The 26,217-nt window shown below is 41.9% G+C and carries 21 protein-coding genes and 2 tRNA genes; 10 read left to right on the forward strand and 13 right to left on the reverse strand.

Features of this window, described 5'->3' with window-relative positions:
• The first annotated feature begins 59 nt into the window (after positions 1-59).
• Together ACYFDN_RS04110 and ACYFDN_RS04115 are read left to right on the forward strand one after the other, a co-directional pair.
• Positions 60-136 (forward strand) — tRNA-Met (locus ACYFDN_RS04110).
• Between the two features lie 83 nt (positions 137-219).
• Positions 220-296 (forward strand) — tRNA-Met (locus tag ACYFDN_RS04115).
• Between the two features lie 52 nt (positions 297-348).
• Here ACYFDN_RS04115 and ACYFDN_RS04120 read toward each other — a convergent pair.
• A complete protein-coding gene (locus ACYFDN_RS04120; RefSeq protein ID WP_483510079.1) occupies positions 349-1,053 on the reverse strand; it encodes an SDR family oxidoreductase in 705 nt (234 codons plus the stop codon).
• 115 nt (positions 1,054-1,168) lie between these two features.
• Between ACYFDN_RS04120 and ACYFDN_RS04125 the strand changes: the two genes are divergently transcribed.
• A complete protein-coding gene (locus ACYFDN_RS04125) occupies positions 1,169-1,588 on the forward strand; it encodes an XRE family transcriptional regulator (protein ID WP_472590939.1) in 420 nt (139 codons plus the stop codon).
• 54 nt (positions 1,589-1,642) lie between these two features.
• Here the strand turns inward: ACYFDN_RS04125 and ACYFDN_RS04130 are convergent, their stop codons facing one another.
• The 9 genes from ACYFDN_RS04130 to seqA form a co-directional block, all read right to left on the reverse strand.
• The gene (locus ACYFDN_RS04130) at positions 1,643-4,714 is read right to left on the reverse strand and encodes an efflux RND transporter permease subunit (RefSeq protein WP_338621323.1); all 3,072 of its coding nucleotides are present in this window, start codon (positions 4,712-4,714) and stop codon (positions 1,643-1,645) included.
• Positions 4,711-5,793 carry an efflux RND transporter periplasmic adaptor subunit gene (locus tag ACYFDN_RS04135; RefSeq protein ID WP_152784972.1) on the reverse strand — a complete coding sequence of 361 codons (1,083 nt, stop codon included), beginning with the start codon at positions 5,791-5,793 and terminating at the stop codon, positions 4,711-4,713. The genes ACYFDN_RS04130 and ACYFDN_RS04135 overlap by 4 nt, the downstream gene beginning before the upstream one ends.
• Position 5,794: 1 nt before the next feature.
• Positions 5,795-6,862, reverse strand: coding sequence for an efflux RND transporter periplasmic adaptor subunit (locus ACYFDN_RS04140; RefSeq protein WP_483510080.1), 1,068 nt, complete (start codon positions 6,860-6,862; stop codon positions 5,795-5,797).
• A 167-nt stretch (positions 6,863-7,029) separates the two neighbouring features.
• Positions 7,030-7,431 (reverse strand): hotdog fold thioesterase, encoded by a 402-nt coding sequence (locus ACYFDN_RS04145; protein WP_483510081.1) that lies wholly within the window; start codon positions 7,429-7,431, stop codon positions 7,030-7,032.
• A 17-nt stretch (positions 7,432-7,448) separates the two neighbouring features.
• Positions 7,449-10,499: a D-2-hydroxyglutarate dehydrogenase YdiJ gene (gene ydiJ / locus ACYFDN_RS04150; protein WP_483510082.1), complete on the reverse strand. Its 3,051-nt coding sequence runs from the start codon at positions 10,497-10,499 to the stop codon at positions 7,449-7,451.
• Between the two features lie 200 nt (positions 10,500-10,699).
• Positions 10,700-11,752: a succinylglutamate desuccinylase gene (gene astE / locus ACYFDN_RS04155; RefSeq protein WP_483510083.1), complete on the reverse strand. Its 1,053-nt coding sequence runs from the start codon at positions 11,750-11,752 to the stop codon at positions 10,700-10,702.
• Between the two features lie 103 nt (positions 11,753-11,855).
• Positions 11,856-14,330, reverse strand: coding sequence for a glycogen/starch/alpha-glucan phosphorylase (locus tag ACYFDN_RS04160; RefSeq protein WP_016403234.1), 2,475 nt, complete (start codon positions 14,328-14,330; stop codon positions 11,856-11,858).
• A 497-nt stretch (positions 14,331-14,827) separates the two neighbouring features.
• On the reverse strand, positions 14,828-16,477 hold the full coding sequence (gene pgm / locus ACYFDN_RS04165; protein ID WP_483510084.1) for a phosphoglucomutase (alpha-D-glucose-1,6-bisphosphate-dependent): 1,650 nt from the start codon (positions 16,475-16,477) through the stop codon (positions 14,828-14,830).
• A 37-nt stretch (positions 16,478-16,514) separates the two neighbouring features.
• Positions 16,515-17,084: a replication initiation negative regulator SeqA gene (gene seqA / locus ACYFDN_RS04170; protein WP_016403236.1), complete on the reverse strand. Its 570-nt coding sequence runs from the start codon at positions 17,082-17,084 to the stop codon at positions 16,515-16,517.
• A 190-nt stretch (positions 17,085-17,274) separates the two neighbouring features.
• On the opposite strand from seqA, the gene ACYFDN_RS04175 reads away from it, so the two are divergent.
• The 5 genes from ACYFDN_RS04175 to ACYFDN_RS04195 all read left to right on the forward strand — a co-directional run bounded on the left by ACYFDN_RS04175 (position 17,275) and on the right by ACYFDN_RS04195 (position 19,856).
• Positions 17,275-18,045 carry an alpha/beta fold hydrolase gene (locus ACYFDN_RS04175; RefSeq protein ID WP_483510085.1) on the forward strand — a complete coding sequence of 257 codons (771 nt, stop codon included), beginning with the start codon at positions 17,275-17,277 and terminating at the stop codon, positions 18,043-18,045.
• A 56-nt stretch (positions 18,046-18,101) separates the two neighbouring features.
• On the forward strand, positions 18,102-18,323 hold the full coding sequence (locus ACYFDN_RS04180) for a DUF2788 domain-containing protein (RefSeq protein WP_016403238.1): 222 nt from the start codon (positions 18,102-18,104) through the stop codon (positions 18,321-18,323).
• A gap of 18 nt (positions 18,324-18,341) precedes the next feature.
• On the forward strand, positions 18,342-18,629 hold the full coding sequence (ybfE, locus tag ACYFDN_RS04185; protein WP_016403239.1) for a LexA regulated protein: 288 nt from the start codon (positions 18,342-18,344) through the stop codon (positions 18,627-18,629).
• A gap of 21 nt (positions 18,630-18,650) precedes the next feature.
• Positions 18,651-19,178, forward strand: coding sequence for a flavodoxin FldA (gene fldA, locus ACYFDN_RS04190; protein WP_016403240.1), 528 nt, complete (start codon positions 18,651-18,653; stop codon positions 19,176-19,178).
• An 87-nt stretch (positions 19,179-19,265) separates the two neighbouring features.
• Positions 19,266-19,856, forward strand: coding sequence for a lytic transglycosylase domain-containing protein (locus tag ACYFDN_RS04195; protein ID WP_152784980.1), 591 nt, complete (start codon positions 19,266-19,268; stop codon positions 19,854-19,856).
• Positions 19,857-19,861: 5 nt separating this feature from the next.
• On the opposite strand, the gene ACYFDN_RS04200 is transcribed toward ACYFDN_RS04195, so the two are convergent.
• A complete protein-coding gene (locus tag ACYFDN_RS04200; RefSeq protein WP_483510086.1) occupies positions 19,862-20,350 on the reverse strand; it encodes a DUF4442 domain-containing protein in 489 nt (162 codons plus the stop codon).
• A 149-nt stretch (positions 20,351-20,499) separates the two neighbouring features.
• Between ACYFDN_RS04200 and fur the strand changes: the two genes are divergently transcribed.
• Entirely contained in the window at positions 20,500-20,931 is a 432-nt protein-coding gene (gene fur, locus ACYFDN_RS04205; protein ID WP_016403243.1) for a ferric iron uptake transcriptional regulator, read from the forward strand.
• 48 nt (positions 20,932-20,979) lie between these two features.
• On the opposite strand, the gene ACYFDN_RS04210 is transcribed toward fur, so the two are convergent.
• Entirely contained in the window at positions 20,980-21,594 is a 615-nt protein-coding gene (locus ACYFDN_RS04210) for a flavin prenyltransferase UbiX (RefSeq protein WP_483510087.1), read from the reverse strand.
• A gap of 194 nt (positions 21,595-21,788) precedes the next feature.
• Here ACYFDN_RS04210 and ACYFDN_RS04215 point away from each other — a divergent pair, with 194 nt between their 5' ends.
• Positions 21,789-23,018: an HD-GYP domain-containing protein gene (locus ACYFDN_RS04215; RefSeq protein ID WP_483510088.1), complete on the forward strand. Its 1,230-nt coding sequence runs from the start codon at positions 21,789-21,791 to the stop codon at positions 23,016-23,018.
• 70 nt (positions 23,019-23,088) lie between these two features.
• Here ACYFDN_RS04215 and ACYFDN_RS04220 read toward each other — a convergent pair whose 3' ends face one another.
• Positions 23,089-26,214 carry an efflux RND transporter permease subunit gene (locus ACYFDN_RS04220; RefSeq protein ID WP_152784988.1) on the reverse strand — a complete coding sequence of 1,042 codons (3,126 nt, stop codon included), beginning with the start codon at positions 26,212-26,214 and terminating at the stop codon, positions 23,089-23,091.
• Positions 26,215-26,217: the final 3 nt, after the last annotated feature.

Genomic DNA, 26,217 nt, shown 5'->3' on the forward strand with positions numbered 1-26,217 from the left:
ACAAATAATCTCTTGTATTATCACTACTCTGTGCGTACTATGCGCTCCGCAATAACGGACGCGGGATGGAGCAGTCTGGTAGCTCGTCGGGCTCATAACCCGAAGGTCGTTGGTTCAAATCCGGCTCCCGCAACCAATTCTTTATTTAAGAATTGCTTAGTTCGAATAGCTAAGCCAACTAACTATTCAAATCACTTAACTACTTTAGTTAAGACCGGACGCGGGATGGAGCAGTCTGGTAGCTCGTCGGGCTCATAACCCGAAGGTCGTTGGTTCAAATCCGGCTCCCGCAACCAATTCTTTACACTCTTCAAGCTAACAGCTGCTTAATCAGCAGCCAGCCCTTAGTTAAAATCCATACAAACCAATATTTTCTAGGTGAACCCTTGCCGGTTGTTTAAGCACGAACAGTGCTGCCTCGGCTAAATCACTTACTTGTAGCCACCCAGGCTTTATATCCGATTCACACTCAGGAGCAGGTACCTGTACCAAGCCTGGACACAAGCTATGTACTCTAATGCCGTGCTCTCTTACTTCTTCTTGTAATGCTGCTGCTAAACCGAGCACTGCGAATTTTGCTGCGCAGTAAGGTCCAGCATTGGCATAGCCATTTTTAGCTGCTTGCGAAGCAATATTAAGGATAAAGCCACCTTGATTAGATTTCATGCTTGGCAATACTGCTTGGCTCATTAAAAAAGTGCCTTTGGTACAAGTGTCTACAACCAAATCCCAGTCTTCTTCACTGCAGTGTTCAATAGTTTCGCCAACACCTAGTCCACTATTGTTTACCAAAATATCTACACGGCCAAACTGAGCTATTACGAAGTCTTTTAGCGCCTGTACTTGTTGTTTGATGCGGATGTCAGCAGCATAGCAATGAACGCTTAACTCATAATCATTTTTTAGCTTGCTTACCGTTTGCTCAAGTTTAGTTAAATCTCTCGAGCTAATGACAACTATAGCGCCCTGCTCCGCTAAGGCTTTTGCTATTGCCAAACCGATACCGCTGCCACCACCTGTTACTATTGCAACCTTTCCATTCACGCTTTCCATCTATTTACCTTTGTTCGGATTATTGAAGTGAGTATTCTGCAAGTTTACTGGACACAATCAACACTATAGTGCTAGTTTTATCGTACTTTGGTACGAAGCAAACAAGGGTATTCGATTGAACGATTTTTCCGATCGCCTAAAAGAATTAATGGGTGAACAAAGCGTTAGCGGCTTTGCCCGAAAAGTAGAACTAAACGAGAGCCTAATCAGGAAATACTTAAAAGGCTCAGAGCCAAGTCTGTCTAAAGCCAATCAAATTGCACAAAAAGCCAATTGTTCACTTGAATGGTTAGCTACCGGTGAAGGCTATCAATACCGAAAAGCAGAAGTAGTTGATATGGAAGCGCTTGAAAAAGCAGTTGAGCTTACCTTGGCGGCAGCTGAGCAGCACGATTTAAGCGTAGAAAATGAAAAAGTAATGAAGGTGATTGTGGCTACATATCAATACTTAAGAACAACACGTAAAAAAGATGGCTACTTTGATTTAGAAGAAGCAAAACCCTTTGTAAGATATGTGATGGGCTTATGTGGTTAAAAAAAGAAGGGTTGCCAAGGCAACTCTTCTTTTTGGTATTTACATTTAGAAGGTTTAAAACTCTTTGTAGTCGCGATACTTCACGTTAAAGAAGATAACGTACAATACCGGAACGATTAGCAAAGTAAGAACGGTCGCTACGCCTAAACCAAACATTACCACTGCAGCCATAGACTCGAAGAATACATCTGAGATCAACGGTGCTACGCCTAAAATGGTTGTTACTGCAGCCATACAAACCGGCCTAACCCTGCTTACGGTAGATTCAAATACAGCTTGGTAAACCTCTTTACCCGCAGCTATATCTGCACTGATTTGATCGAGTAATACAATGCCGTTTTTAAGCAGCATACCCGATAAACTTAACATTCCAAGCAGCGCCATAAAACCAAATGGCTTTCCTAGGAACAGCAAGCCAGAGGTAATTCCGATTAATGCTAAAGGTACACAACACCAAATCACTAATGGCTTTTTAACCGAATTAAACAGGAATACCGTAATCAAGAACATTATTAAATAGCCCATCGGTAAAGATGCAAATAAAGCTTCTTGTGCATCGCCCGAAGATTCGTATTCGCCGCCCCATTGCAACTCGTAACCAGGAGGTAAATCTAAAGCTTCTACCTGAGGTTTTACGATAGAAAACAATTCAGCTGGAAGGATGTCATATTCAAAGTCTGCGTCAGCAAATATGGTTAAGGTACGCTTTTTATCGCGGCGTTGAATAATAGGGTCTTCAAACTTAACGCTAAAGCCGTTCACAACTTGTTGAATAGGAATATAGCTATTTAAGGTTGGGCTCCAAATACGCAGGCTATCCAAAGAATCAATATCAACACGCTCTTCATCAGGCAAACGACCTACGATTGGCATTAAGTTTGTCCCTTCGCGGTATAGACCAAAGCTTAATCCGGCAAAAGCGAACTCCAGGGTTTGGTCAACATCAGACTTGTTGATACCTAAGCGCCTTGCCTGTGTTTCGTTAAAGTTAGGTTCTATGTATTTAACGCGGTCACGCCAGTCATGACGAACATTCACTGTGCCAGGAGTGTCATTGAAGATCTTCTGAATGTCTGCCGAAATTGAGCGCAATACATCAGGATCGGCCCCTAGTACGCGTGCTTCTATCTTGGCATCTGTTGAAGGTCCAATTTCTAAATTCTTGAACTTAAACTGCGCCTGAGGAAACTGCTGTTCAACCCCTTTACGTAGCGACGACATAGCTGCCGCTGCAGTTTCTGAAGTGGTTGTACGTACTGCTATTTGGGCAAATGCACCATAGTTTTTCTCTGGCGAGTAGGTCAACATAAAGCGTTGAAAGCCCTTGCCTACCGTCGATGACACAAATTCAACTGCGTTTGTATCTCGCGCCATTTGTTCCATCTCTGAAACCGCTTCTCGTGTTTCCCTAATGTCTGTACCTTCTGGCATCCAAACATCGATTAAGAATATCGGTGTAGAAGATGGCGGAAAGAATGATTGTTTTACATAACCAAAGCCCACAATGGACATAACAAAAAGTACAACAATTACAATTACGGTGGGCCATTTGAAGCGTAGACAAAAATCTAACAACACTTTGTAGGTATTAAAGAATGCGCCTTTGTAAGGGTCACTGTCTTCACCTTCAACTTGCTTATCGCCTTCTTTGCCAAAGAACAACTGGGCAAAAAATGGAGTAATAGTAATCGCGGTAATCCAAGACAAAAACAACGAGAACAACAACACGTAGAACAACGATGCCGCAAATTCACCGGTAGAATCTGGAGATAAACCAATTGGAGCAAAGGCGGTAATGGCGATAATCGTTGCGCCTAGCAACGGCCACATGGTTTGACCTACAATTTCTTGAGACGCCTTTAAGGTACTTAAACCTTTCTTACGCCCCATTAGTATGCCTTCGACAACAACAATGGCGTTGTCGACTAACATTCCAAGCGCGATGATTAATGCCCCAAGGGAAATCCGTTGTAGTTCAATCTCCGCTTGCTTCATTAAAATAAATGTTCCTAAGCAGGTTAAGAACAAAATTAGTCCAATCAGAATACCGCTTTTAAGCCCCATAAAGACTAAAAGCACAACCACCACAATCGCTACCGCTAAAATAAGGTTCCAAACAAAAGAGCTGACGGATTTATCAACTTCTTGAGGCTGGTTATACATTGAATCAATGGTCATACCGGCTGGACGTGCGTAGTCGATTTCTTGCAACTTAGCTTCAATCGCTTTACCTACTTCTACAACGTTAACTCCACTGGTAAACGACACGCCGATGTTGATGGCTTGGTTTTGATTAAAGCTAACCAAATTACTTGGAACTTCTTCGTAGCCACGGGTAATGGTAGCTACATCTTTTAAATAGATAAGCTTGTTACCTGTTGTTCCCGGAATAATCAGGTCACCGAGTTCTTCTACAGATTTAAACGAACCTGTTGGACGAAGGGTAAGCTGGTCTCCTGCAATTTTAATATTACCTGCTGAAGTAACCATGTTTTGTGAATTTAACAAACTAGTAATTAAAGCAGGATCAAGGTTAAAAGTTGCCATCTTTTGCACCGAGATTTCTATAAACACTTGCTCGGTTTGCGCGCCAGCTAAAGTTACTTTACCAACGCCAGGAACAAGTTCTATTTCTCGACGAACGTAATCAACATAATCTTGAATATCTTTGTAGGCGTAGTCTTCTCCAGACACCATATACATAATGCCGTATACATCACCAAAATCGTCATTAACTAATGGTGTAGATACGCCTGGCGGTAACTGAGGTGCCATATCACCTACTTTACGACGTAGCTCATCCCAGATTTGCGGTAGTTCGTCGGGACCATAAGTCCGCTTCATGGTAACCGTAATTTGCGACATACCTGGCGTGCTTAAAGACACGATGTCATCTACATAAGGTAACGCTTGGATGGCTTTTTCTACCGGGTAAGTCACTTCCTCTTCCACTTCAGTAGAGGTAGCCCCAGGATACATAGTAACAACCACAGCATCTTTAATAGTAAACGGTGGATCTTCTAACTGGCCTAAGCCGGTAAAGGACAAAATACCGCCAATGAGAAGGATAAGCGTAAACATCCAACTGATTATTGAGTTTTTTACGAAATAGCCTGCAATATTCATTGGTTATCCTTCTTTAACACTACTTTTTGACCTTCTACTAAACGATTTGCCCCTAAAGAAACAATGGTATCGCCATCTTCTAAGCCTTGTTCAATCTCTATCATATCGCCTGCTATGGTGCCGATAACGACCTCCTGCATTTCTACAGTTTGATCGTCTTTATAACGCCACACTACGGGACGTTGCTGACTAATCGTGGAACCATCGGGCATTATCACTGCCGCCAAAGGAACCAAGTGATCGCGATTATAGGTATAGGTCATATCTGCCAAATCAATAGAGACCTTAGCTTGCATACCTTCTAGCACTGCGTAATTGGGATCATAAGGAACCAGCATGGTGGCTATGTAACTCCTACTCGCGCTATTTTTCTCAAGGTTCAATTCGTAAGGTAAGCCTTTAAATTCTTTCTCGGGAAATGCTTCAAACCCTACGGCTATATCTATTTCAGAAATTCGCCTTTTACCAAGTTTTGCTACGGAAATAATCATATCCGGTAGTTCTACATCCACCTCAACGTAATCAACTTTATGCATACTGAGTACCGCTGAACCTGGCTGAACATTCACAAATGAATCTGCAAACACATCACCAACAACGCCATCAAACGGCGCTTTCAGCTCGGTGTAATCGAGCATCAGTTTGGCTTTTTTGTAATCTGCTGAGGCAACCAAGTATTCGGCGCGCATTTTGTCGTATTCGCTTTGTGATAATAGCTTTTGCTCAAGTAAGGCTTTTGCGCGTTCAAATTGTTGCTTAGTTAACGTTAATCTAGCTTGGCGGTCGTCAACCACAATTTGGTAATCGCGTTTGTCTAACTCTGCGAGTAAGTCACCTTTTTTGACTGGCTGTCCTTTTTTAACTGGAATGGTTTTAATTTCCCCGTCTACACGAAAAGACAAATCGACTAAATCATGCGCACGAGCAATACCATTAAAGTTTCGGTCTACCGAGTTTGAAGTTTCTGGTAGTTTGAATACATCGACAACTTGCGAAGATTCTTCTACTGCTTTGTCTGAACCACAACCCATTAACAGCGAGGCCAATAAACCACTTAAAAGTTTTTGTTTAAACTGCATTTTATAGTCCTCGTTCCTTAACCCACTTAACCGCAGGTTGCCCATCACTAAGCTCTGACGCGCCCGCAATAACAAGCCAATCACCATCATTTAAACCTGACGTAATAGCATCGTCTTCTAGCTCAACTTGGGTTTTAGTTACGGTTTGCTTTTGGTCATCCCAAACAAATACAAAGTTTTTACCATCTTCTTCAACTAAGCTGCCTGCTGGTGCGCGCACAAGTTTAGAGCGGCTCTGGCCTGTTGATTTAATTTGAACATTGGTTGCCATGCCAGGAAAAATATTAAGTTCTTCGGGAATAGGTAAAGTGACAACAATGGTATAACTACCTGTTGATGAGTCTGCGACTGTTGATAGCTCTTTTAACGCTGCTTGATACCACTGCTCTCGACCTTGGAACTGCACACTAATAATTGGTTGCGGCTCGCCTTTACGCCTAGCATCTTGAAAGTTTCCAATCAAACTTTCAGGTAGCTGAAAGTTTACGTCAACGGTGGACTCTGTTTGTAAACTTAGTACCTTTTGTTTTTCATAAACAAATTCAAATTGCTCAGCGTATTTGCTCGCTATTAAGCCATCGTAAGGCGCTAGAACTTGGGTATAGCTCAAATTAACTTCGGCTTTATCTAAAGCCGCTTGGCTGATGGTGTATTCACTTTTAGCTCGGTCGAAGTCGCTACGAGAAATAACACCCCGGTCAACCAGTTGATTTGCTCGGTCGAATAGAACCTTTGCGAGATAGTAATTCGCCTTAGCCACTTCTAACTCTTGGTTGTACATCGCAGGGTCTAATCTTGCTAAGGGCTGACCAGCTTTTACTGCATCGCCAGGCCTTACCAATATTTCGTCCAATCTGCCGGCGACTTGAAACGACAATATAGCTGTATCTGAGGCAAAGGTTTCTCCAGGTAACGTTCTTACCCGAGCGCCGTCGCCAATCTCTATTTGTTTTACCTTAACCGGTCTTAGATGGTTTACTGTTGATTCAATGGGGTCTTTATTACAGCCAACAAGCAAAAAACTGCTAAAAGCTATAACACTTAATACACTGGACGTTCTAAACGACATAGAGATCCCTAAGTTAATTTACCAATACTTATTCAACGTTAGACCTATAAAGGCTAATCATCAAAATATTTGAGCTAAATTAGACTACGAAATTCTATAAAGTTCAGATTGTTAGCAAATATCGTTATTTGCTTGTGGTGAGATCAATTTTTAGGCGAGAATTTCACTTAAATTGATTTAGATTTAACCATTACGGTAAGTCGAGAGCTACATACCAAATCAGATTTTTGGTGGATATCTATTTGCCATACATGCAAAGTTTTGCCTAGTTTTATTGGTGATGCAGTAGCGAGCACTTCACCGTGCCTAACAGCTTTTAAGTGATTGGCATTAATTTCGACGCCAACTACCATAGCGTCTTTGCCAACGACGCAATATGAAGCACAGCTGGCAAGGCTTTCTGCTAGCACCACGTTTGCGCCGCCATGCAATAAGCCCATTGGCTGTTTTACTTTGGCTGTAACAGGCATTTTAGCAACAAGATACTCTTCACCAATTTCAGTAAACTCGATATCAAGAAAGGCGAGCATATTGCCCTCGCCCATCTTATTCAATCCAGCCAAGCTCATTGGCATATTCCAAATACTCAAGGCAGTAAACTCAACAACACTTGTAACGGATGTTTTGGTTTTTCACCTTCTAAGCGTTTTACTTGGCTTCGGCAAGAATAGCCTGTAACCATACACCGCTCTGTTGGTAAGCTTGCCATTTTTTGCTTCCAGCTCAACTCATAAATAGCTTTCGAAGTGGCTAACTGCTTAGCATCATGTCCGTAAGTACCGGCCATACCGCAACAGCCTACAGCTACATCTTCTAACTTACCGCCAAAGCGATTGAACACTTGCTGCCACTGCTTAAATGCATCTGCTTTTAATGCTTTTTCAGTACAGTGACCGAATAGATACCAAGTATCCTTATCAGTCACTTGTTGGTTCTCAAATAAGCTTTCATCTAATGAATCGAGCCACTCTTGCACCACCAACACATTGAAATCACCTCTTGAATCGCCAAGCGCGTGTTGATACTCATCGCGGTAACAAAGTACTAAAGCAGGCTCGACCCCAACCATTTTTATACCTAGTTCGCTAACTTGGTTTAGAAACGCGGCACTTGTTTGCGCAGATTTATTAAACTTACCCAAAAAGCCTTTAATATGCTGCGGCTTACCATTAGGTTTAAACGGTAACAGCACAGGATTTAACCCTAACTTTTTCGCTAACTTAACAAAGTCTTCAACCAACTCTGCTTCGTAAAAACTGGTAAAAGGGTCTTGAACTACCAATACCGTTTTTTGTTTTTGTTCTTCGCTTAAACTTTGTAAAGCTTTGTAGTCATACTTGGTGGTCAAGCTTTCTGGCAACCGTTGCGCCAATGTAGGAAAGCTTAAAGTAGGAATATCGACCATGCCGATGGTTTTTTCTACCGCTATGCTTGCCCACTTCGGAGACATCGCGGCATTAAATAAACGCGGCGCTTTGGCCATTAAAGGCGCGTAACTCTCTACGTATGCCACAAAATAATCTTTAAGTGGTCGTAGGTAACGCCCATGGTAAACATTTAAAAAGCGAGAACGAAAAGTAGGGACATCTACTTTAATTGGACACCCTGTTGTACAAGCTTTGCACGCCAAACAAGTTTGCATCGCATCATATACTTCGTGGCTGTAGTCATACTCTCCTTTAGATTTAGCTATGCTATTTCTAATCTTGAGCAAAATACTGTCTGGAGAAATGAACCTAGAGTTTAGCTTTTGCTCTTGAGCTAGCGGATCAACTTTTAACGCTGCTAACTGGCGAAGCCATTCGCGCATTAAGCCAGCCCGGCCTTTTGGTGAGTATCTGCGGTCTCCGGTAGCTTTAAATGAAGGGCACATTGGACTGCTGGTATCATAGTTAAAGCAAAGTCCATTGCCATTACATTCCATGGCATTTTTAAAGCTGTCGCGTACCTCGATGGCTATTTCACGGTCATAAGCACCACGTTTTGTACCATCTACTGACACTAGTTGCTCTTCGCTATGTAAAGGCGTGCAAATCTTGCCCGGGTTTATTTGGTTGTAAGGATCGAAAGCAGCTTTAATTTTCCGAAGCTCAGTGAACAGTTCTTGACCAAAAAACTCAGGACCATATTCAGAACGGAAGCCCTTTCCGTGCTCGCCCCACATTAATCCTTTGTACTTGGCGGTAAGTGCTACCACTTGATCCGAGATCTCGCGCATAAGGATTTCTTGTTCAGGGTCGCACAAGTCTAAGGCTGGACGAACATGTAATACACCTGAGTCTACGTGGCCAAACATACCGTAATGCAAACCTTTACCATCAAGTAACTCTCTAAACTCTACGATAAAGTCAGCTAAGTTCTCTGGTGGTACACAGGTATCTTCGGCAAAGGCTACCGGCTTAGCACTACCTGCCGTATTGCCTAATAAACCAACTGCCTTCTTACGCATGTTGTAGATGGCATTAATGCTGGTTAAGTCATCACAACTTTGGAAACCAATAACACCTAGTTCGGTAACTCCCGTTTCCGATAAGATCTCAATAAGATTACTGATTTTTTGTTGTTGAATGGCTTCATCATTTTCGGCAAATTCAACAATGTTGATGCCCTGCATTTCTTGCTTGGGTACATCACTAATTAACTCTCTAACGCTGTCCCAAACAACGTCTTGTTGCGCGAGGCTAAGCACTTTTGAATCGATGGTTTCAACTGATAAGGCTTGCGCCGCAACTAGGCTAGGAGCATGGCGCAATGCCGACTGGAAAGAGTCGTATTTAACTGTGACTAAGGTTCTAAACTTGGGGATGGGGGTTAAGTCCAGTTTAGCCTCAGTGATAACCGCCAACGAACCTTCCGACCCACACAAGATACGGGTCAGATCCACACTATCTTCTTCAGGTAAATAGGCATTTTTTAGATCGTAGCCGGTTAAAAAGCGATTAAGTTTTGGGAACTTATCTTCGACAAGCGAGCGCATATCAACACAGGCGTGCTTAACTGCAGCATAAATATCAGTTAAGGACTCTCGCTGCTGATCTAAGTGATCAACCCTAACTGGGTCAGTGTCAATTTCTTCGCCACTAGCTAGTACGGCTTTTAAGCCAATAACATGATCGCTGGTTTTACCGTAAACCATCGAACCTTGACCAGAGGCATCGGTATTGATCATACCACCTAAGGTAGCGCGGTTACTGGTGGACAAATCAGGTGAAAAAAACAAACCATGCTCTTTTAACACGCTGTTGAGTTGGTCTTTTACGATGCCCGTTTCCACCCTAACCCAACGCTCTTCAACGTTAAGTTCAATGACATTATTCATAAACTTAGATAAATCGACAACGATACCTTCGGTTAAAGACTGGCCATTGGTTCCAGTACCGCCGCCCCGAGGGCTAAGTTTAATTGATTGGAAAGTTGAAGCGGACGCTAAACGGCAGATCTGCTTTATGTCGTTGCTTGTTTTTGGGAAAACGACTGCTTGTGGCAAATATTGATAAACAGAATTATCGGTAGCGACCGCTAAACGACTGGCATAAGAAGTTTGAATTTCACCAGAAAAAGCCGATTGTTCAAGCTTCGCTAGATAATCTAAATACAGAGCCTCAAGAGAATGCTGAGGGCTTAACTTAGGGATCATAAATCCGTTGTCCCACTCTAAGGTATTAAAAATTGGAAGGATTATATCACGGGATCTAGTGCTTCAATACGTCTTTGATTGTAACAATGTGTTGTACTGTATTTTGTTTACTAGCTAGCGTAAACGCAAAGTTAATGACCTGCATAACAGATTATAAGCTAGTGATGCATCGTGAAATTAGAATCACTAGCTTTATATTCTTATATCAGCCTATGTTTTTTTTCTGCTTGGACAATATCTGATTGAGTCATTCTTTTTACTAACAATACTGCTCGTTGACCAATTGCTACCTTGTCATTAGGAAATACAATGGCTTTAGGACCGTTACTAATAACTACTCGTTCACTACCCTCTTTGGCGAGCTCATAACCAGTTTGGTATTCAGTAAAGTTGGCTTGGCTTTGATTGAAGCTAAAGCAAAAATCGTCTTGATGCTTGTTAACCACATCACTCACTTCAAACAAGATAGCTTTGTTAGCTTCGAATTCTAATGAATTTAATTTGCTAGCACTAAGCAGTTGTTGCAGCGTAGAAACTAGTTGGTCTAGCTTACTTAAATCATTCTGACCAAAAGCATGAACTTTGCCTAGTTCAACGGTAAAAGCTACCGCATTGTATTTAGCACTTGAATGATAGCTAAATGTTGATGCTGGCTCGTTTGAAAAAAGTACACAGTCCACTCCACAAGATTGCAACAGCGCTAAACTCGATTTTTTCCATGGCTTACCTTGGGTAAAGGGATAAACGGCAAACTTTTCGTGTTTGGAACCTCTAATCGCAGTATGTAAATCTAAATGATAGGCGGGTAAATGCTGATAGCTTTGGTAGAAATTGTCTAAAAGTGTTTCTAATTGATTAGCCCGTTCTACTTCATAGCAGCGCTCGTAATTTTTATGCTTACCTATAAACAAACGATTTAAATTTACACTTAACTCTCTTTTAGCCTCGATCATCGCTGGAGGGTTACCAAGAATAACCAACAGAGGTTGGTCTAGTGTTATTTCCAAGGCAAAAATATCAGAAACTAGTCTATCTAAGCATTCAATGGGCGCGGTCTCGTTGCCATGTATTCCGGCAGACAACACAATTGCTCGACTAGATGTTGACTCTTTAGGTTCGAATTGCAGTACACCAGATGCTAACAACATCACCTTGGTATTATTGGCTAATTCAAAATCAAAGGGTTTGGCGTTTTGCGGAGAGTTTAAGGTGAACGCTAGCAGACCCTGTTGGATTAAAGCTGTTTTCGCCACATCTTGTCCTTAGATATCTTAGAAGTGGCCAATAGTATGCTAGTTTTTCACACATAAAAAAAGGGAGACATTGTCTCCCTTTTTTAGCTAAGAACTAAGGTTCTTAGTTAGGCATAACTTTTTCAAGTTTCCAGATACGATCTACGTAATCTTCAATAGAGCGGTCTGAGTTGAACTTACCTACTGAAGCAGAGTTGATGATAGCCATCTTAGCCCACTTCTTCTGGTCACGGTAAGCAACGTCTACTGCAGTGTACTGAGTAGTGAAAGACTCAAAGTCAGCCAATACTAGGTACGGGTCACCACCTTCTAGCAAGCTATGCTTGATTGAAGCTAGTTCACCAGGTGCGCCAGGAGTGAAGAAGTCTGTTTCTAACCAATCTAGAACAGCTTTCAGCTCAGGGTTACCGTAGTAGTAATCCCATGGGTTGTAACCAGCAGCCTTAAGGGCTTTAACTTCGTCACAATCCATACCGAAGATGAAGATGTTTTCGTCACCAACTTCTTCACGGATTTCTACGTTTGCGCCGTCCATAGTACCTAGTGTTAGGGCACCGTTTAGAGCAAACTTCATGTTACCAGTACCTGATGCTTCGTAACCTGCAGTAGAGATTTGCAGAGATACGTCACCGGCTGGGAATAGTTTCTCAGCTAGCGTTACACGGTAGTTAGGCATGAACACAACTTTAAGCTTGTCTTTAATACGTGGGTCGTTGTTCACTTTATCTGCAACTTTGTTGATTGCGTAGATAATGTCTTTAGCTAACTTGTAACCAGGAGCAGCTTTAGAACCGAAGATGAATACTTGTGGGCCCATATCGTAATCTGGGTTTTCAAGTAAACGACGGTAAAGTGCAAGGATGTGTAGAAGTGCTAAGTGCTGACGCTTGTACTCGTGTAGACGCTTAATTAGAACGTTGAACATTGCATCAGGGCTTACCTTGATACCACATAGCTCTTCGATCTTGTCAGCTAGTTCTACTTTCTTCTCGCGTTTTATCGCCATGAAGTTTTTCTGGAACTTAGCGTCGTCTGCAAATTTAGCAGCGCCTTTAAGCTCGTCTAGTTTTAGCGGCCAATCAGTACCAACGGTTTCGTTGTACATGTTAGCTAGCTGTTCGTTACATGCAAGCAACCAACGACGTGGAGTTACACCGTTTGTTACGTTAACGAAACGCTCAGGCCATAGTTCGTAGAACTCTGGGAATAAATCTTCTTTAACCAACTCTGAGTGCATTGCTGCAACACCGTTAGTTTTGAAACAAGTAACAACACATAAGAACGCCATGCGAACCATGCGAGTTTCACCTTCTTCAATAATAGAAAGGTGACGTTTCATTTCGTCGTTGCCAGGCCATTTAGCTTCAACTTCGTCTTCTAGGAAGCGACGGTTGATTTCGTAAATGATTTCTAGGTGACGTGGAAGTACTTTCTCGAACAAGTACACAGCCCATTTTTCTAGCGCTTCTGGCAATAGAGTGTGGTTAGTGTATGCGAAAGTTTCTTTACAGATAGCCCACGCGTCATCCCATACCAAGCCTTCTTCGTCGATAAGAATGCGCATCAACTCAGGAATAGCAACAGTTGGGTGAGTATCGTTCAACTGAATAACAGCTTGCTTAGAGAACTGAGAGAAATCACTGTGGTTACGCTTGTAACGACGAATGATGTCTTTTAGTGAACAAGCACAGAAGAAGTACTGTTGGATTAGACGAAGTTCTTTACCAGCTTCTGACTCATCGTTTGGATACAATACTTTAGATACAGCTTCAGCTTGAGATTTCTCAGATTGAGAATCGATGTAACCACCGGCATTGAAAACGTCCCAATCAAAGAAGTCAGCAGCTTTAGATTCCCACAAACGTAATACGTTTACAGTTTTAGCTTCGTAACCAACTACTGGGATATCCCATGGCACACCTTTGATTTGACGACCAGCATGCCAAACTTTGCGCATTTTGCCATCTTCGCCAAATACAGTTTCTACGTAACCGTATAGAGGAACTTCTTGAATTGATTCTGGACGGCAGATTTCCCAAGGGTTGCCGTATTCACGCCAGCTATCAGGACGTTCGATTTGACGACCGCCTTGAATTTCTTGACGGAATAGACCGTGCTCGTAGTGGATACCGTAACCTACCGCTGGGTAGTTAAGAGTAGCCAAAGAATCGATGAAACAAGCAGCTAGACGACCTAAACCACCGTTACCAAGCGCCATATCAGGCTCTTCGTCACAGATGTCGTTAACGTCTTTACCAAGATCTGCCAATGCATCACGTGCAGCGCCAAAAACGCCTACGTTGTGCATGTTGTTCACTGTTAAACGGCCCATCAAGAATTCAAGTGATAGGTAGTGAACTGCACGAGAATCTTTCTCAGCATTCGCTTTAGAGGTTTCAGTTAAGCGTTCGAAAACCAACTCGTTTACTGCTGCACAAGTGGCTTTCCACCAAGCTTGATTGTTAGCACGAGCTTCGTCAGTACCACAAGTACTACGAAGATGTTTAACGATAGCATCTTTAAACTGATCTTTTGATAACGCTACTGTGTTTGTTGCTTTTGCCTTTTTAGCGGCCATGTGAATTTCCTTTGTATCTAACCTTTGTGGTGACATCTTCCAACGTAGCATTCGATGGTTAACCGAACAACAAATGCTACAAAAGACTGTATGTGCTCAAAAATCCGAGCTCATGTTACCGATGCGGAACGATATTATATACGTTCTACATCACATTTAGGTAAAAAAGCCTCTCTCAAGACTAAATTTTTATGCATTTTTTGGAAAAAATGCTTTTTCACTCAAAGAACCGAAATGAAGTGTAAAGAAAACCCGCCAAAAGCCCAGCATTTGAAAATGCTTTCATAAGTAAATCGGAAGCAATCTTGATCGGAATCAATTAATACGGGGCTTTTGACTCAAATCGTTCAAATTATAGACCTATACCATTGTAATGCGCTTTTGTAACAAAACTATTACAGAACTTGCAATTTGAAGCAGTTGGCATACGTTTTCAGGCGGAATTTATGCACAAAAAAAGGGTATTTATTCAATACCCTTCAATCGGTGCTTATAGATTATAGACCAGCTTTTGCCAATGCTGCAGAAACAATGGTTTGAGCTTCTTGTTCAATTAAGGCTAGATGCTCTTCACCTTTGAAACTTTCCATGTAAATCTTATAGATAGCCTCAGTTCCCGACGGACGAGCAGCAAACCAACCATTCTCGGTAACCACTTTTAGTCCACCAATAGCGGCACCGTTACCTGGTGCAGCAGTTAACTTGGCGGTAATCGTTTCACCAGCTAGGGTTTCTGCTTCTACCATGGCTGGGTCTAGTGCGCTTAACACCGCTTTTTGTTCAATGCTGGCTGGTGCGTCGATACGTTTGTAGCAAGGCTCGCCAAACTGTTCAACAAACCCTTGATAGTGCTCGCCGGGATCTTTACCGGTAACAGCAATAATCTCTGCCGCGAGTAAGGCTAATATGATTCCGTCTTTGTCGGTACTCCAAACACCACCGTCTTTACGTAGGAATGAAGCGCCAGCACTTTCTTCACCACCGAAAGCAATGCTGCCATCGAATAAACCGTCTACAAACCATTTAAAACCAACTGGTACTTCTTTAAGTTCACGACCCAAGCTAGTTGCAACGCGGTCAACCATTGAGCTTGATACTAATGTTTTACCAATTGCAGCATCCGCTCCCCACTGGCTTCGATGCGAGTACAAATAGTTAATCGCTACAGCTAGGTAATGATTGGGGTTAAGTAAACCACTACTTTTAGTCACAATGCCATGGCGGTCGTAATCTGGATCATTAGCTACCGCTACATCGAACTTATCTTTTAGTGCGATAAGGCTTGCCATTGCATAGGGAGACGAGCAATCCATCCGAATTTTGCCGTCTTTATCCAAGGTCATAAACGAAAAGGTTGGATCAACACGGTCGTTAACTACTTCAATGTCTAAACCGTAGGTTTCAGCAATTACTGACCAATACGCGATACCACTACCGCCTAATGGATCAACGCCAATTTTTACTTTGGCTTTAGCAATCGCATCCATATCTAACACGTTTGCTAAGTCGTCAACATAAGGCTTAATGTAGTCAATAGCGACAATAGAAGGTTTTGCGATAGCATCGTCGTAACTAATGCGCTTAACTTCTTTTAAGCCATTAGCCAGAATTTCATTGGCACGGTCTTGAACTACCTTGGTTACATCACCATCAGCCGGACCACCGTTCGGTGGGTTGTATTTAAAGCCGCCATCTTCTGGTGGGTTGTGTGAAGGTGTAATTACTACACCGTCAGCTTGTTCTTTACCTAAACGGTTGTAAGCCAAAATGGCGTGAGAAATAACTGGCGTTGGCGTGTAACCCAGTCCTTCTTGATAGCGTACTTCCACTCCGTTTGCTGCAAATACCTCAATAGCTGAGCAAAAAGCTGGCTCTGATAACGCATGGGTATCTTTACCTATATATAAAGGACCAGTAGTTCCTTGAGCTAAACGATACTCTGCAATAGCTTGGCTTACTGCCAAAATATGGTTTTCGTTAAACGCTTTTTTGCTTGAGCTACCACGGTGGCCAGAAGTGCCGAATGCCACTTGCTGCTCTCGAACAGATACGTCAGGTTCTAATAGATAATAATCAGCCACTAAACGTGGAATGTTTGCAAGATGCTCAGCCTGAGCTGGCTTACCTGCTAAAGGGTGAATAGCCATTAATAGCTTCTCCGATGCTTAAGTTAAAGATAAAAAGTTAGACCGCTTCACATAAGCGTTCAATTTGAAATTCTTGTAAGCCCATTTCACTGGCAACGTGTTGGAGGATATGCCTTTTACGCGCAGTGTTGGTATTTGTGATCACCCAATAAGGACTGTTTGGAATAGCTTGAGGCTTGCTGGTTTTTCCAGAGGCCAATAATAAGTCTTTATCTTGCGAGAAGTATTCACGCTTACTTCCTTTTAATACACAAGCTTTAGCAAACCGCTCACCATCAATAGCATAAAGACCAGAAAGCAAAGATAAGAAACGTTTAGTAGAACTGCCCGCTTCCGATATTTCAGAAAAATTGAAATAATTTAGAGGGTCAATATCGGCCACATCAGTTTGCGCTAGCGAATCAGTGTTTACTGCTTCAACTACTAGCTCTTGCTCAACGTTGGCCTCTTCGTTACTTACAACTACATTTTCAGCCTGTGCTTGTTGTAATTCTTGGCCATCTACTTCCAGCAGTCGCCTAAGGATATCTGAGGCACTTTCACCAATGTGTTTAGTTTGGCTGGCAATGTATAAATACAAATCTTCTTCAATTTCTATCGTTTTCATCGTTTCTTTCTAGGATTGCAAAGCTCTTAACATAACTAATTATTATACATAGCAGCGTTAATAACTCACCAACAATCCGAGTTAGATCCTTCGAAAGGCTAATTAGTGAACAAAGAAATGCCTTTCAAATACTTGTAGTAATAGAGCTGCAAAGGCAGACTAACAATTTTGTGACATTTGCGGAGCAATATTGTTGGACCTACATTATAAAGAACAAGGGCAAGGCTACCCTATCCTGCTCATTCATGGGCTATTTGGCAGTTTGTCTAATTTAGGTTTATTAGCAAAGCACCTTACGGAACTATCATATCGAGTTATCAGTGTGGATACCTTGAATCACGGTTTGTCTCCTCGCTCAGATTCTATGGACTACCAACATCAAGCAAAAGCGATTAAAGCCTTATGTGACAAGCTTGATATTTCCCACTGCGCAATTGTTGGCCACTCCATGGGTGGCAAAATAGCTATGGCTACTGCGCAACTCTACCCTGATTTAGTTAACACTATTGTTGTTGCTGACATTGCTCCTGTAGCTTACCAACACAACCATGCTGCGGTTTTTTCAGGATTAAATAGCTTTGATCCTAAAGATATAAACTCGCGTTCTGAAGCAGAGCAACTGTTAGCGAAGCATATTCAAGAAGCCGGCGTACGCCAGTTTTTACTTAAGTCATTAACGAAGACAAACCAAGGCTGGCAATGGCTATTCGACGTAAAGCAACTAGCGCTCTGCTACAACAACATCATTGGTTGGAAAGAGTTTGGGCAATTTAAGCGTCCCTGTTTGTTTATAAAAGGCGAAAACTCAGACTATATTGTGAGTGAATATCAGCAAACTGTAGGTCAACAATTTCCTAAGGCCGAGCTCAAAATGATTGCTGGAACCGGACATTGGTTACACGCTGAAAAACCAGCTATTTTCAACCGTTTAACTGAGCAGTTTTTAGCCAAGCATATTTAACACCTTGTGACGCTTTATGGTATAGTGCGCGTCGAATTTTTATCTCAAGGATAGTGATGTTCGCAAAGCATATAGATCTTATAGAAAGCCTAGCGCTAAATATTGGCTTCGTTGTTCTATTTTTCTTTATCGGCATGGCTATTCAAGACGTATTAAAAAAAGGCAATGTACCTCCTTTCGGCCGCGCAATAGTATGGCTAGTATTGTTTTTGGGGTGTGCAGGCTTTATTGCAAAAGGGCTAATTCAGCTATCTTGGGAAGGCAGCGGCTTAGCTTAGACGGTTGTTTTATAATTAATGGCAAAACAAAATACAGATCGAACCACTATTGATCTATTCGCCAGTGAAAAAAGAGTTGGGCGACCAAGAACTAACCCTTTAGAGCGGAAAGATCAGTTAAAAACCAATAAGCGCAACCAGCTGAAACGCGATCGTGCAAATGGTCTTAAAAGAATCGAGTTGAAAGTAGAGCTAGCTCTCTTCGAACAGTTAAATCAATTGGCTACTGAGTCCGGCATAAGCCGCAGTGAGTTAATCGAAAAGATGCTAAACAAACAAGTTAGTCAATTTTCAACAAATCAATAGTTTGTATTACAGGTAACATTTATGGCGAGTGTAGGAATATTTTTTGGTAGCGACACCGGTAACACCGAAGCTGTTGCGCAAATGATTCAAAAAGAGCTAGGTAAAAAACTAGTTGAAGTAAAAGACATTGCCAAGTCTTCTAAAGAAGACATTGATGATTTTTCACTAATTCTATTGGGTATCCCCACCTGGTATTACGGTGAAGCTCAATGTGATTGGGATGACTTTTTCCCTGACCTAGAACAAATTGATTTTTCTGAGAAATTAGTAGCAATATTTGGTTGTGGTGACCAAGAAGACTACGCCGAGTACTTCTTAGACGCCATGGGCACTATCAACGACATTGTAGTAAATAAAGGCGCTACTGTTGTAGGTCATTGGCCAATAGAAGGCTACGACTTTGAAGAATCAAAAGCACTTGCAGATGACGCACACTTTGTAGGTTTAGGCATTGATGAAGATCGTCAGCCAGAGTTAACCCAAGAACGTGTAAAAGGCTGGTGTAAGCAAGTTTATGAAGAAATGTGCTTAGCTGAATTAGCTGACTAAAATTACTGGGCGAAAGCCCAGTTTTTGTATCTGGCCCTCGTATAGTTGGCCAAGTTTATGCTTAACTTGGTTCAGAGGGAGAGCAAATTGTTTAAATACTTATTATTAATTTTAATTGGGATATCTAGTGTAGCTAGAGCCGATGTTTGGTTTTATGAAGACCAACATGGTGTGATGCACTTTGCTCAAGAAAAGAAAGGCTCTAAATGGCGTTTATTAATGCGAACGCCTAAATCGCTAGATCCCCCAAAAGCTAAATCATTACCTCAACGTGCACCCAGTGAGCGCCCTTACCATCAATTAATTGTAGACAGCGCAAAACGTCATAAACTTGACCCTGCCTTGGTACACGCTGTTGTGGCAACTGAATCAAACTATAAACATGATGCAGTATCCCGTGCCGGTGCCATGGGTTTAATGCAGTTAATGCCGGCTACCGCTGAGCGTTTTTCTGTTACCGACCCTTTCATTCCAGAACAAAACATCGAAGCAGGTAGCCGCTATTTACGCTGGTTACTAGACGAGTTCGAATCACTGCAACTCGCGCTAGCGGCTTACAATTCAGGTGAAAATACAGTTAAACGTTATGGCTTTACTATTCCACCGTATAAAGAAACACAAAACTACGTGACCAAAGTTATAGAACGCTACAAGAAAAACTTAAGTCTGATTCAGTAATGCATTCAAGCGACTTGCTTCAACTCGGGGCGATACTGCCGTTTAAGTCGGATATATAGCTTACGTTTTATAACCGCAACAACTTTGCCCTTCTCGTCAAAAACCTCTGTTGACACTTCAGGCTCAAATTTCTCTCCAGAAGCTGCCGCGTTCAAAATGGTTTCAATGAATGCTTTATCTAATTGGAACTTTGCAAACACTTTTGTTCGGCCAGGCGTTACAAACTTAATCGAAGATTCACTGTCCCAAATATGGTATTTGTTGCCTAAAATTGCCATTAACATTAACGGATAAATAGGATCGGTCATCGCAAACATTGCTCCGCCAAATTGAGAGCGGTTAGCATTTTTATTCCACCATCGAAATGCTAATTGAACTTGGCAAAAGTGAAAATCCTTACTGAGCTGGGTGATCTTAATCCCAGAACCCCAAAATGGTGGCCAAAGATTAAGGACAGATCTCGCGACGGTTGCTCTTTTTAGTAAAATATCCATAAACTCAACTGGTCAGACATGTTAACGTTAGGTTAATAAATATTTAACTGTGCTACAAGTTTTCTTATCAAGCTTTCTGTTTGTCATGTAAATCCGTATACTACTGGGCAGTTATGGAATGAATAACAGCAAGGGAAAAAATTTCACCTATGTCTGATAATAATTTAGCTCTAAAAAAAGCGGGCCTTAAAGTGACCTTGCCAAGAATGAAAATTCTAGAGCTGCTGCAAACGCCTAATAACCAGCACATTAGTGCGGAAGACTTATACAAGCTCTTAATTGATCAAGGCGAAGAGATTGGGTTAGCAACAGTTTACCGCGTACTTAACCAGTTTGATGATGCTGGCATTGTTACTCGTCACCACTTTGAGGGCGGAAAGTCGGTATTTGAATTAAATAGCCAACATCACCACGATCACTTAGTGTGTTTAGACTGCGGCAAAGTGATTGAATTTAACGACGATATGATTGAACAAAGACAAAAAGATATCGCCGAAGAAAACAATATCAAACTGACTAACCATAGTTTGTACTTGTACGGCAACTGCACCAAAGCAGACTGCGAAAGCCGCGAAGATTAGTTTCTAAAAATACAGGTGATCTAATCACCTGTATTTACCTTCCCCTGTTTATTTAGCTGAATATCCCCAACGCGCTACTAAGTCATTTTCTATGCCTATATGGTCAAGAATCCGCGCAGTTACATGTTCTACTAAATCTTGAATGGTCTCTGGCTTATGATAAAAACCAGGATTAGCTGGCAGTATATCCACCCCCAACTTAGCTAACTTAAGCATGTTTTCTAAATGGATCGCCGAGAAAGGCATTTCTCTAGGCACCATTATCAACTTACCTTTCTCTTTGATTACAACATCGGCTGCTCGTTCAATAAGGTTATCTGAAAGCCCCATAGCAATAGAGGCTAACGTCCCCATACTACAAGGGCACACAACCATTGTTTTTGGAGCAGCAGATCCAGAAGCAACTGGTGAAAACCAATCATTTTTACCTGGTACAACAATTTGTCCGGGCTTAGCACTAAACCTCTCTTGCAAGAATGCTTGTGCTTTCTCTGGACTACTCGGCCACTGTTCATCTACTTCGGTAGCTAACACTACTTTTGCAGCACTAGAAACTAACAGGTGAATAGTAAACTGCTTTTTTAACAGTTGTTCTAATAAACACAGCGCATAAGGCGCGCCTGAAGCGCCAGTGATAGCTAAAGTAATCTCTTTATTATTCATGATTTTAATGATGATTATCTCGTTATTGAAAACTGTAACTCATTCGAGAAATCAAATTGTTTAACCTAGCAAACATACTTAAAGATGATTGTAGCGGTAATAAGTGTGCTAAGCGACTTGTTATGAACAATCAAGCATTTATAAATCTGTGACTATTTACTACAATTACTCAAAGGATTAATAAATCTAGGCCTATGTCTAAAACGGAAATACCCACTCAGTCCTTACAAGTCGGACATTACATCAGCCTTCCTCTAGGCTGGACAGCGCATCCATTCATGCGTAACAACTTTCTCATCAAAAATGATGAGCAGCTAACAGTTGTAAAATCCTTAGGGTTAGACCTCATAGAAGTAGTTCCTAGTAAGTCTAAAATAGCGACTCCTGAAGTTAACCTAAATGATGCTCTGGAAGAGGATAAAGCAGAAGTAGCAGAAGTAGACCCAGATCAAGCTTGGCTAGATGAGCTTAGGGATGGACAAAAACGGGCAAACAAAGCCTACTTACAAAATGCAGAAAACTTCCGTTTAGCCTTAACTAAGTTTACCAGCAAACCCGAAGAGGCTTATTACAGTATCTTTGAACAAGTGAACATTACATTACAAATGATGTTCAAATCATCGTCAGCTCATAGTGTTTATGTAAGCTTGGAGCCTAGTAGCGATGAAGACATTTTCTTTCATAGCGTAAATGTTGCTGTGCTCTCTATCTTAGTTGCCAAAAATCTTGGGTTTACCGAAAAAGAATGCCAACATTTGTGTATTGCAGCAATGATTCACGATATCGGTGAGTTGAAAGTACCTCAACAGATTCGTAGAAAACCAAACGAATGGACTCAAGCAGAGCAAAACTTCTATCAAACTCACCCCAAATTTAGCGCCGAGCTTATAAAAAAGGCCGGTTCTTTTCCTGAAGAAGTATTGCCAATAGTCGTTAATCACCATGAGCGCCTTGATGGTTCAGGCTACCCTCAGGGTTTAAAAGCTAAGGAACTAAGCAAAGCCACCCAACTTTTAGCGATTGTGGATGCGTTTGAACATTTGTGTGCCCCCTTGCCCAATCAAAAGCGTATGACTCCCCAAGAAGCCTTCGCTTCTCTCTACAAGAATGCCGAAACAAAATACAACAAGCTCTACTTAGAGCAACTGATGAATACATTGGGTATTTATCCGCCTGGCTCAATAGTGAGTTTATCGAATAACGGCTTCGCAATGGTGATGTCTAGTAATCCAAAAGAGAAGTTAAAACCAAGAGTATTGCTACTAGAGAAAGGTAAAAACTTTGCAAACGCAAATATTATGGATTTGACTAAAGAAGAACTGAAGATTAACAAAACCGTTAGATGGGAAGATGTGCCGGCAAGCTTAGTAAAAAACTTTGATCCTAAACTACGCTGTTGTTACTTTTTCGACCCTGAACAGTAAAACTTCATCAATTCTAAGCAATAAAAAAGCCCGATATTTCGGGCTTTTTTTGCATTTAAACGGTTGTTAACTATTGGTCTTCAGCATCCTTAACGCCTTTTACTTTTTCTCGTAAGCCTTGCAGCATTACATAGAAAACAGGCACTAAACAGGTACCAACAATAGTTGCAGCTATCATCCCCCCCATTACGGCGTAACCTAGAGAAATACGGCTAGCTGCACCAGCACCAGTCGCAATCACAAGAGGAATAACGCCAAGAATGAAAGAGAACGCAGTCATCAATACTGCTCGGAAGCGTAAGCGTGCAGCTTTAACAGCAGCGTCTCGAATGCTCATTCCGCCTTCACGTAATTGCTTAGCAAACTCCACAATAAGGATCGCGTTCTTACACGCCAAGCCTATCAACAATACTAAGCCTATTTGGGTATACAAGTTTACATCTGAACCCATGATCCAAATGTATACAAATGCACCTAAGATAGCGATTGGAACCGCCAGCATTACGGAAATAGGAACCGTCCAGCTTTCATACTGAGCAACTAAGAACAAGTAGGTAAATATTAGGGCCAAACTAAAAATAAATGGCGCTAAGTTACCTGCTTTAAGTTCTTGGTAAGTTTGACCCGACCACTCATAGGTATAACCTGCTGGGAAGGTGGTTTCAGCAATTCGTTTCACCGCATCAATGGCCTGGCCAGAACTAAACCCTGGTGCAGGGAAAGCGTTCATCTTAACGGCGCCATACAAGTTGAACTGATTGATATACTCAGGCCCTAACTTTGGCTCAACTTGAACTAAAGTGTTGAGAGGAACCATTTCATCAAACTTGTTTCGAATATAGAAACGAGCAATGTCTTGCTCTGAATTTCGAAATTCAGTTTCGGCTTGCATGTTTACCCGGAAAACTTTACCAAAGCGGTTGAAGTCATTCACATACATTGAACCTAACATAGTCTGTAAGGTCATGAAAATGCTGCTTAACTGCACTCCTTGAACCTTAGCTTTCTGTCGATCAACGTCTACGAACAATTGCGGTACATCTGCACGATAAGTACTAAATGCGGCAGCTAATTCAGGTGCACTACCCGCTTCAACAGCTGTAGCACGCATCACGCTTGCTAGACTAGCAGGGGTGCGACCTAGCGTGTCTTGAATAAAGAACTCTACACCCGCAACCGTACCAACCCCGGGGAGCGCAGGTAGCGAGAAGCCAACAGCTTGGGCTTCGTTGTAGCTGGCTAACACGCCATTGGCTCGCTGAACGATATTAGATTCGACTAAAGCTGGGTCTTTACGTTCATCCCAGTGAGATAGAATCACTACCATTAAGCCTGCATTTGAAGAAACAGCGCCAGAGATAATCGAATAGCCACTAGCTGAAATAACGTTAGTTACTCCTTCCAGTTCATTTAGCTCATCGACCATCCTTGAAACAACTTCTTTAGTACGGTTAATAGATGCACCATTTGGTAGCTGCACATCAATAAAGAAGGCTTTTTTATCTTCGGTTGGCACAAAGCCGGAAGGAAGTGAGGTAGCCAAGTAACCGGTAGCACCAATTAGCAACACATAAACGATGCCAACAATAGATAGCTTTCTTACCATGCCGGTAACAAAACCAGTGTATTTGCCGGTGGCTTTATCAAAGTGTTTGTTAAAAAAGGCATGAAAACCTTTTTCGTGTACTTTAGGTTTCTTCAATAAAGAAGCACATAAAGCAGGACTTAAGGTTAGTGCGTTAATTGACGAGATAAGCACCGAAATACAAATGGTGATAGAGAACTGAGCATACATTTGACCAGTAATACCAGGCATTACGGCGGTTGGTGCAAATACAGCTAGCAGCACCAAGGTCGTGGCAACAACTGGCCCAGTAACCTCTTGCATAGATTTAGTGGTCGCTTCAACAGCATTTAACCCTTCGTCTTGCATTAATCGCGTGGTGTTTTCTACCACAACAATGGCATCATCGACCACAATACCAATCGCAAGAATCAATGCGAATAAAGATACGGTGTTAATGCTCATGCCGGTTGCAAGCAAGAAAGCAAAAGTACCAACTAAAGATACCGGTATAGCAATAGCAGGAATCAAGGTTTGCCTTACATCTTGCAAGAAGATGTAAACAACAAAGATTACCAGAGCGATTGCGATAAGCAGTGTTTCAAGCATTTCGTCAATAGAAGTTTCAACGAACTCAGTAGTGTCGTACAACACTTTGTAGTCCATATCTTCTGGGAATTGTTCTTCTAAACGAGACAACTCCTCACGAACACCTTTTGCTACTTCTAACGCATTTGCGCCACTCGCTTGATAGATAAACAATAGCGCTGAGGCTTTGTTATCTAACATCGCTTCTGCGTCATAACTCGCAGCACCAAGCTCTATTCGTGAAATGTCCTTTAGATATACCGCACTGCCATCAGGGTTTGAACGAACAATGATTTCTTCAAACTCTTCAGGGTGACTTAAACGGCCTTTTGTAGACAAGGTGTACTGGAATTGTTGGTCGCGCGGAACTGGTGCAGCACCAATTCGACCTGCCGCAACTTGGATGTTTTGTTCTTGAATCGATGCAATAGCATCATCAACGGTAACACCTAAACTGGCCATGCGGTCTGGGTTTAACCAAATACGCATCGAATAGTCCATACCACCGATAATGCTTACTTTAGATACTCCGTTAACCCTAGCAAGGTTATCTTTAATATTGATCCCCATGTAGTTATTTAAGAACAGGTTATCTAGAGACTCATTAGGAGAAACAAGGTTAAGCATCATTAGAATACTTGGATCTTGTTTCTCTACTTTCACACCATTTCGTTGAACTTCGGAAGGGAGGCGAGGCATTGCTTGTTGGACACGGTTTTGTACGTTTACCTGTGCCATATCAACATTACTGCCCACTTCAAAAGTTACGTTGAGGCTATAACTACCATCATTCGCACCTTTTGATTCCATGTAGATCATGTTTTCTACACCGTTTACTTCGGCTTCAATAACCTTAGCTACGGTATCTGCAACGACCTCTGCACTGGCCCCTGGGTAACTAGTGGTTACCGAGACCATGGGCGGAGAAATATTCGGAAACTCTGCTACCGGCAATACCGGTATCGACAAAAAGCCAGCCAAGGTTAAAACAATTGAAATAACAAAGGCAAACTTGGGTCGATGAATAAAAAACTTACTAATCATCAC

This window comes from Agarivorans sp. D1326, assembly GCF_056958115.1.

Excerpts from the sequence above, each read along its gene's own strand:
- ACYFDN_RS04120 (WP_483510079.1), bottom strand. The coding sequence starts at position 1,053 with ATGGAAAGCGTGAATGGAAAGGTTGCAATAGTAACAGGTGGTGGCAGC.
- ACYFDN_RS04130 (WP_338621323.1), bottom strand. The coding sequence starts at position 4,714 with ATGAATATTGCAGGCTATTTCGTAAAAAACTCAATAATCAGTTGGATG.
- ACYFDN_RS04135 (WP_152784972.1), bottom strand. The coding sequence starts at position 5,793 with ATGCAGTTTAAACAAAAACTTTTAAGTGGTTTATTGGCCTCGCTGTTA.
- ACYFDN_RS04140 (WP_483510080.1), bottom strand. The coding sequence starts at position 6,862 with ATGTCGTTTAGAACGTCCAGTGTATTAAGTGTTATAGCTTTTAGCAGT.
- ACYFDN_RS04145 (WP_483510081.1), bottom strand. The coding sequence starts at position 7,431 with ATGAGCTTGGCTGGATTGAATAAGATGGGCGAGGGCAATATGCTCGCC.
- ydiJ (WP_483510082.1), bottom strand. The coding sequence starts at position 10,499 with ATGATCCCTAAGTTAAGCCCTCAGCATTCTCTTGAGGCTCTGTATTTA.
- ACYFDN_RS04160 (WP_016403234.1), bottom strand. The coding sequence starts at position 14,330 with ATGGCCGCTAAAAAGGCAAAAGCAACAAACACAGTAGCGTTATCAAAA.
- pgm (WP_483510084.1), bottom strand. The coding sequence starts at position 16,477 with ATGGCTATTCACCCTTTAGCAGGTAAGCCAGCTCAGGCTGAGCATCTT.
- seqA (WP_016403236.1), bottom strand. The coding sequence starts at position 17,084 with ATGAAAACGATAGAAATTGAAGAAGATTTGTATTTATACATTGCCAGC.
- ACYFDN_RS04180 (WP_016403238.1), top strand. The coding sequence starts at position 18,102 with ATGTTCGCAAAGCATATAGATCTTATAGAAAGCCTAGCGCTAAATATT.
- ybfE (WP_016403239.1), top strand. The coding sequence starts at position 18,342 with ATGGCAAAACAAAATACAGATCGAACCACTATTGATCTATTCGCCAGT.
- fldA (WP_016403240.1), top strand. The coding sequence starts at position 18,651 with ATGGCGAGTGTAGGAATATTTTTTGGTAGCGACACCGGTAACACCGAA.
- ACYFDN_RS04200 (WP_483510086.1), bottom strand. The coding sequence starts at position 20,350 with ATGGATATTTTACTAAAAAGAGCAACCGTCGCGAGATCTGTCCTTAAT.
- fur (WP_016403243.1), top strand. The coding sequence starts at position 20,500 with ATGTCTGATAATAATTTAGCTCTAAAAAAAGCGGGCCTTAAAGTGACC.
- ACYFDN_RS04210 (WP_483510087.1), bottom strand. The coding sequence starts at position 21,594 with ATGAATAATAAAGAGATTACTTTAGCTATCACTGGCGCTTCAGGCGCG.
- ACYFDN_RS04215 (WP_483510088.1), top strand. The coding sequence starts at position 21,789 with ATGTCTAAAACGGAAATACCCACTCAGTCCTTACAAGTCGGACATTAC.
- ACYFDN_RS04220 (WP_152784988.1), bottom strand. The coding sequence starts at position 26,214 with ATGATTAGTAAGTTTTTTATTCATCGACCCAAGTTTGCCTTTGTTATT.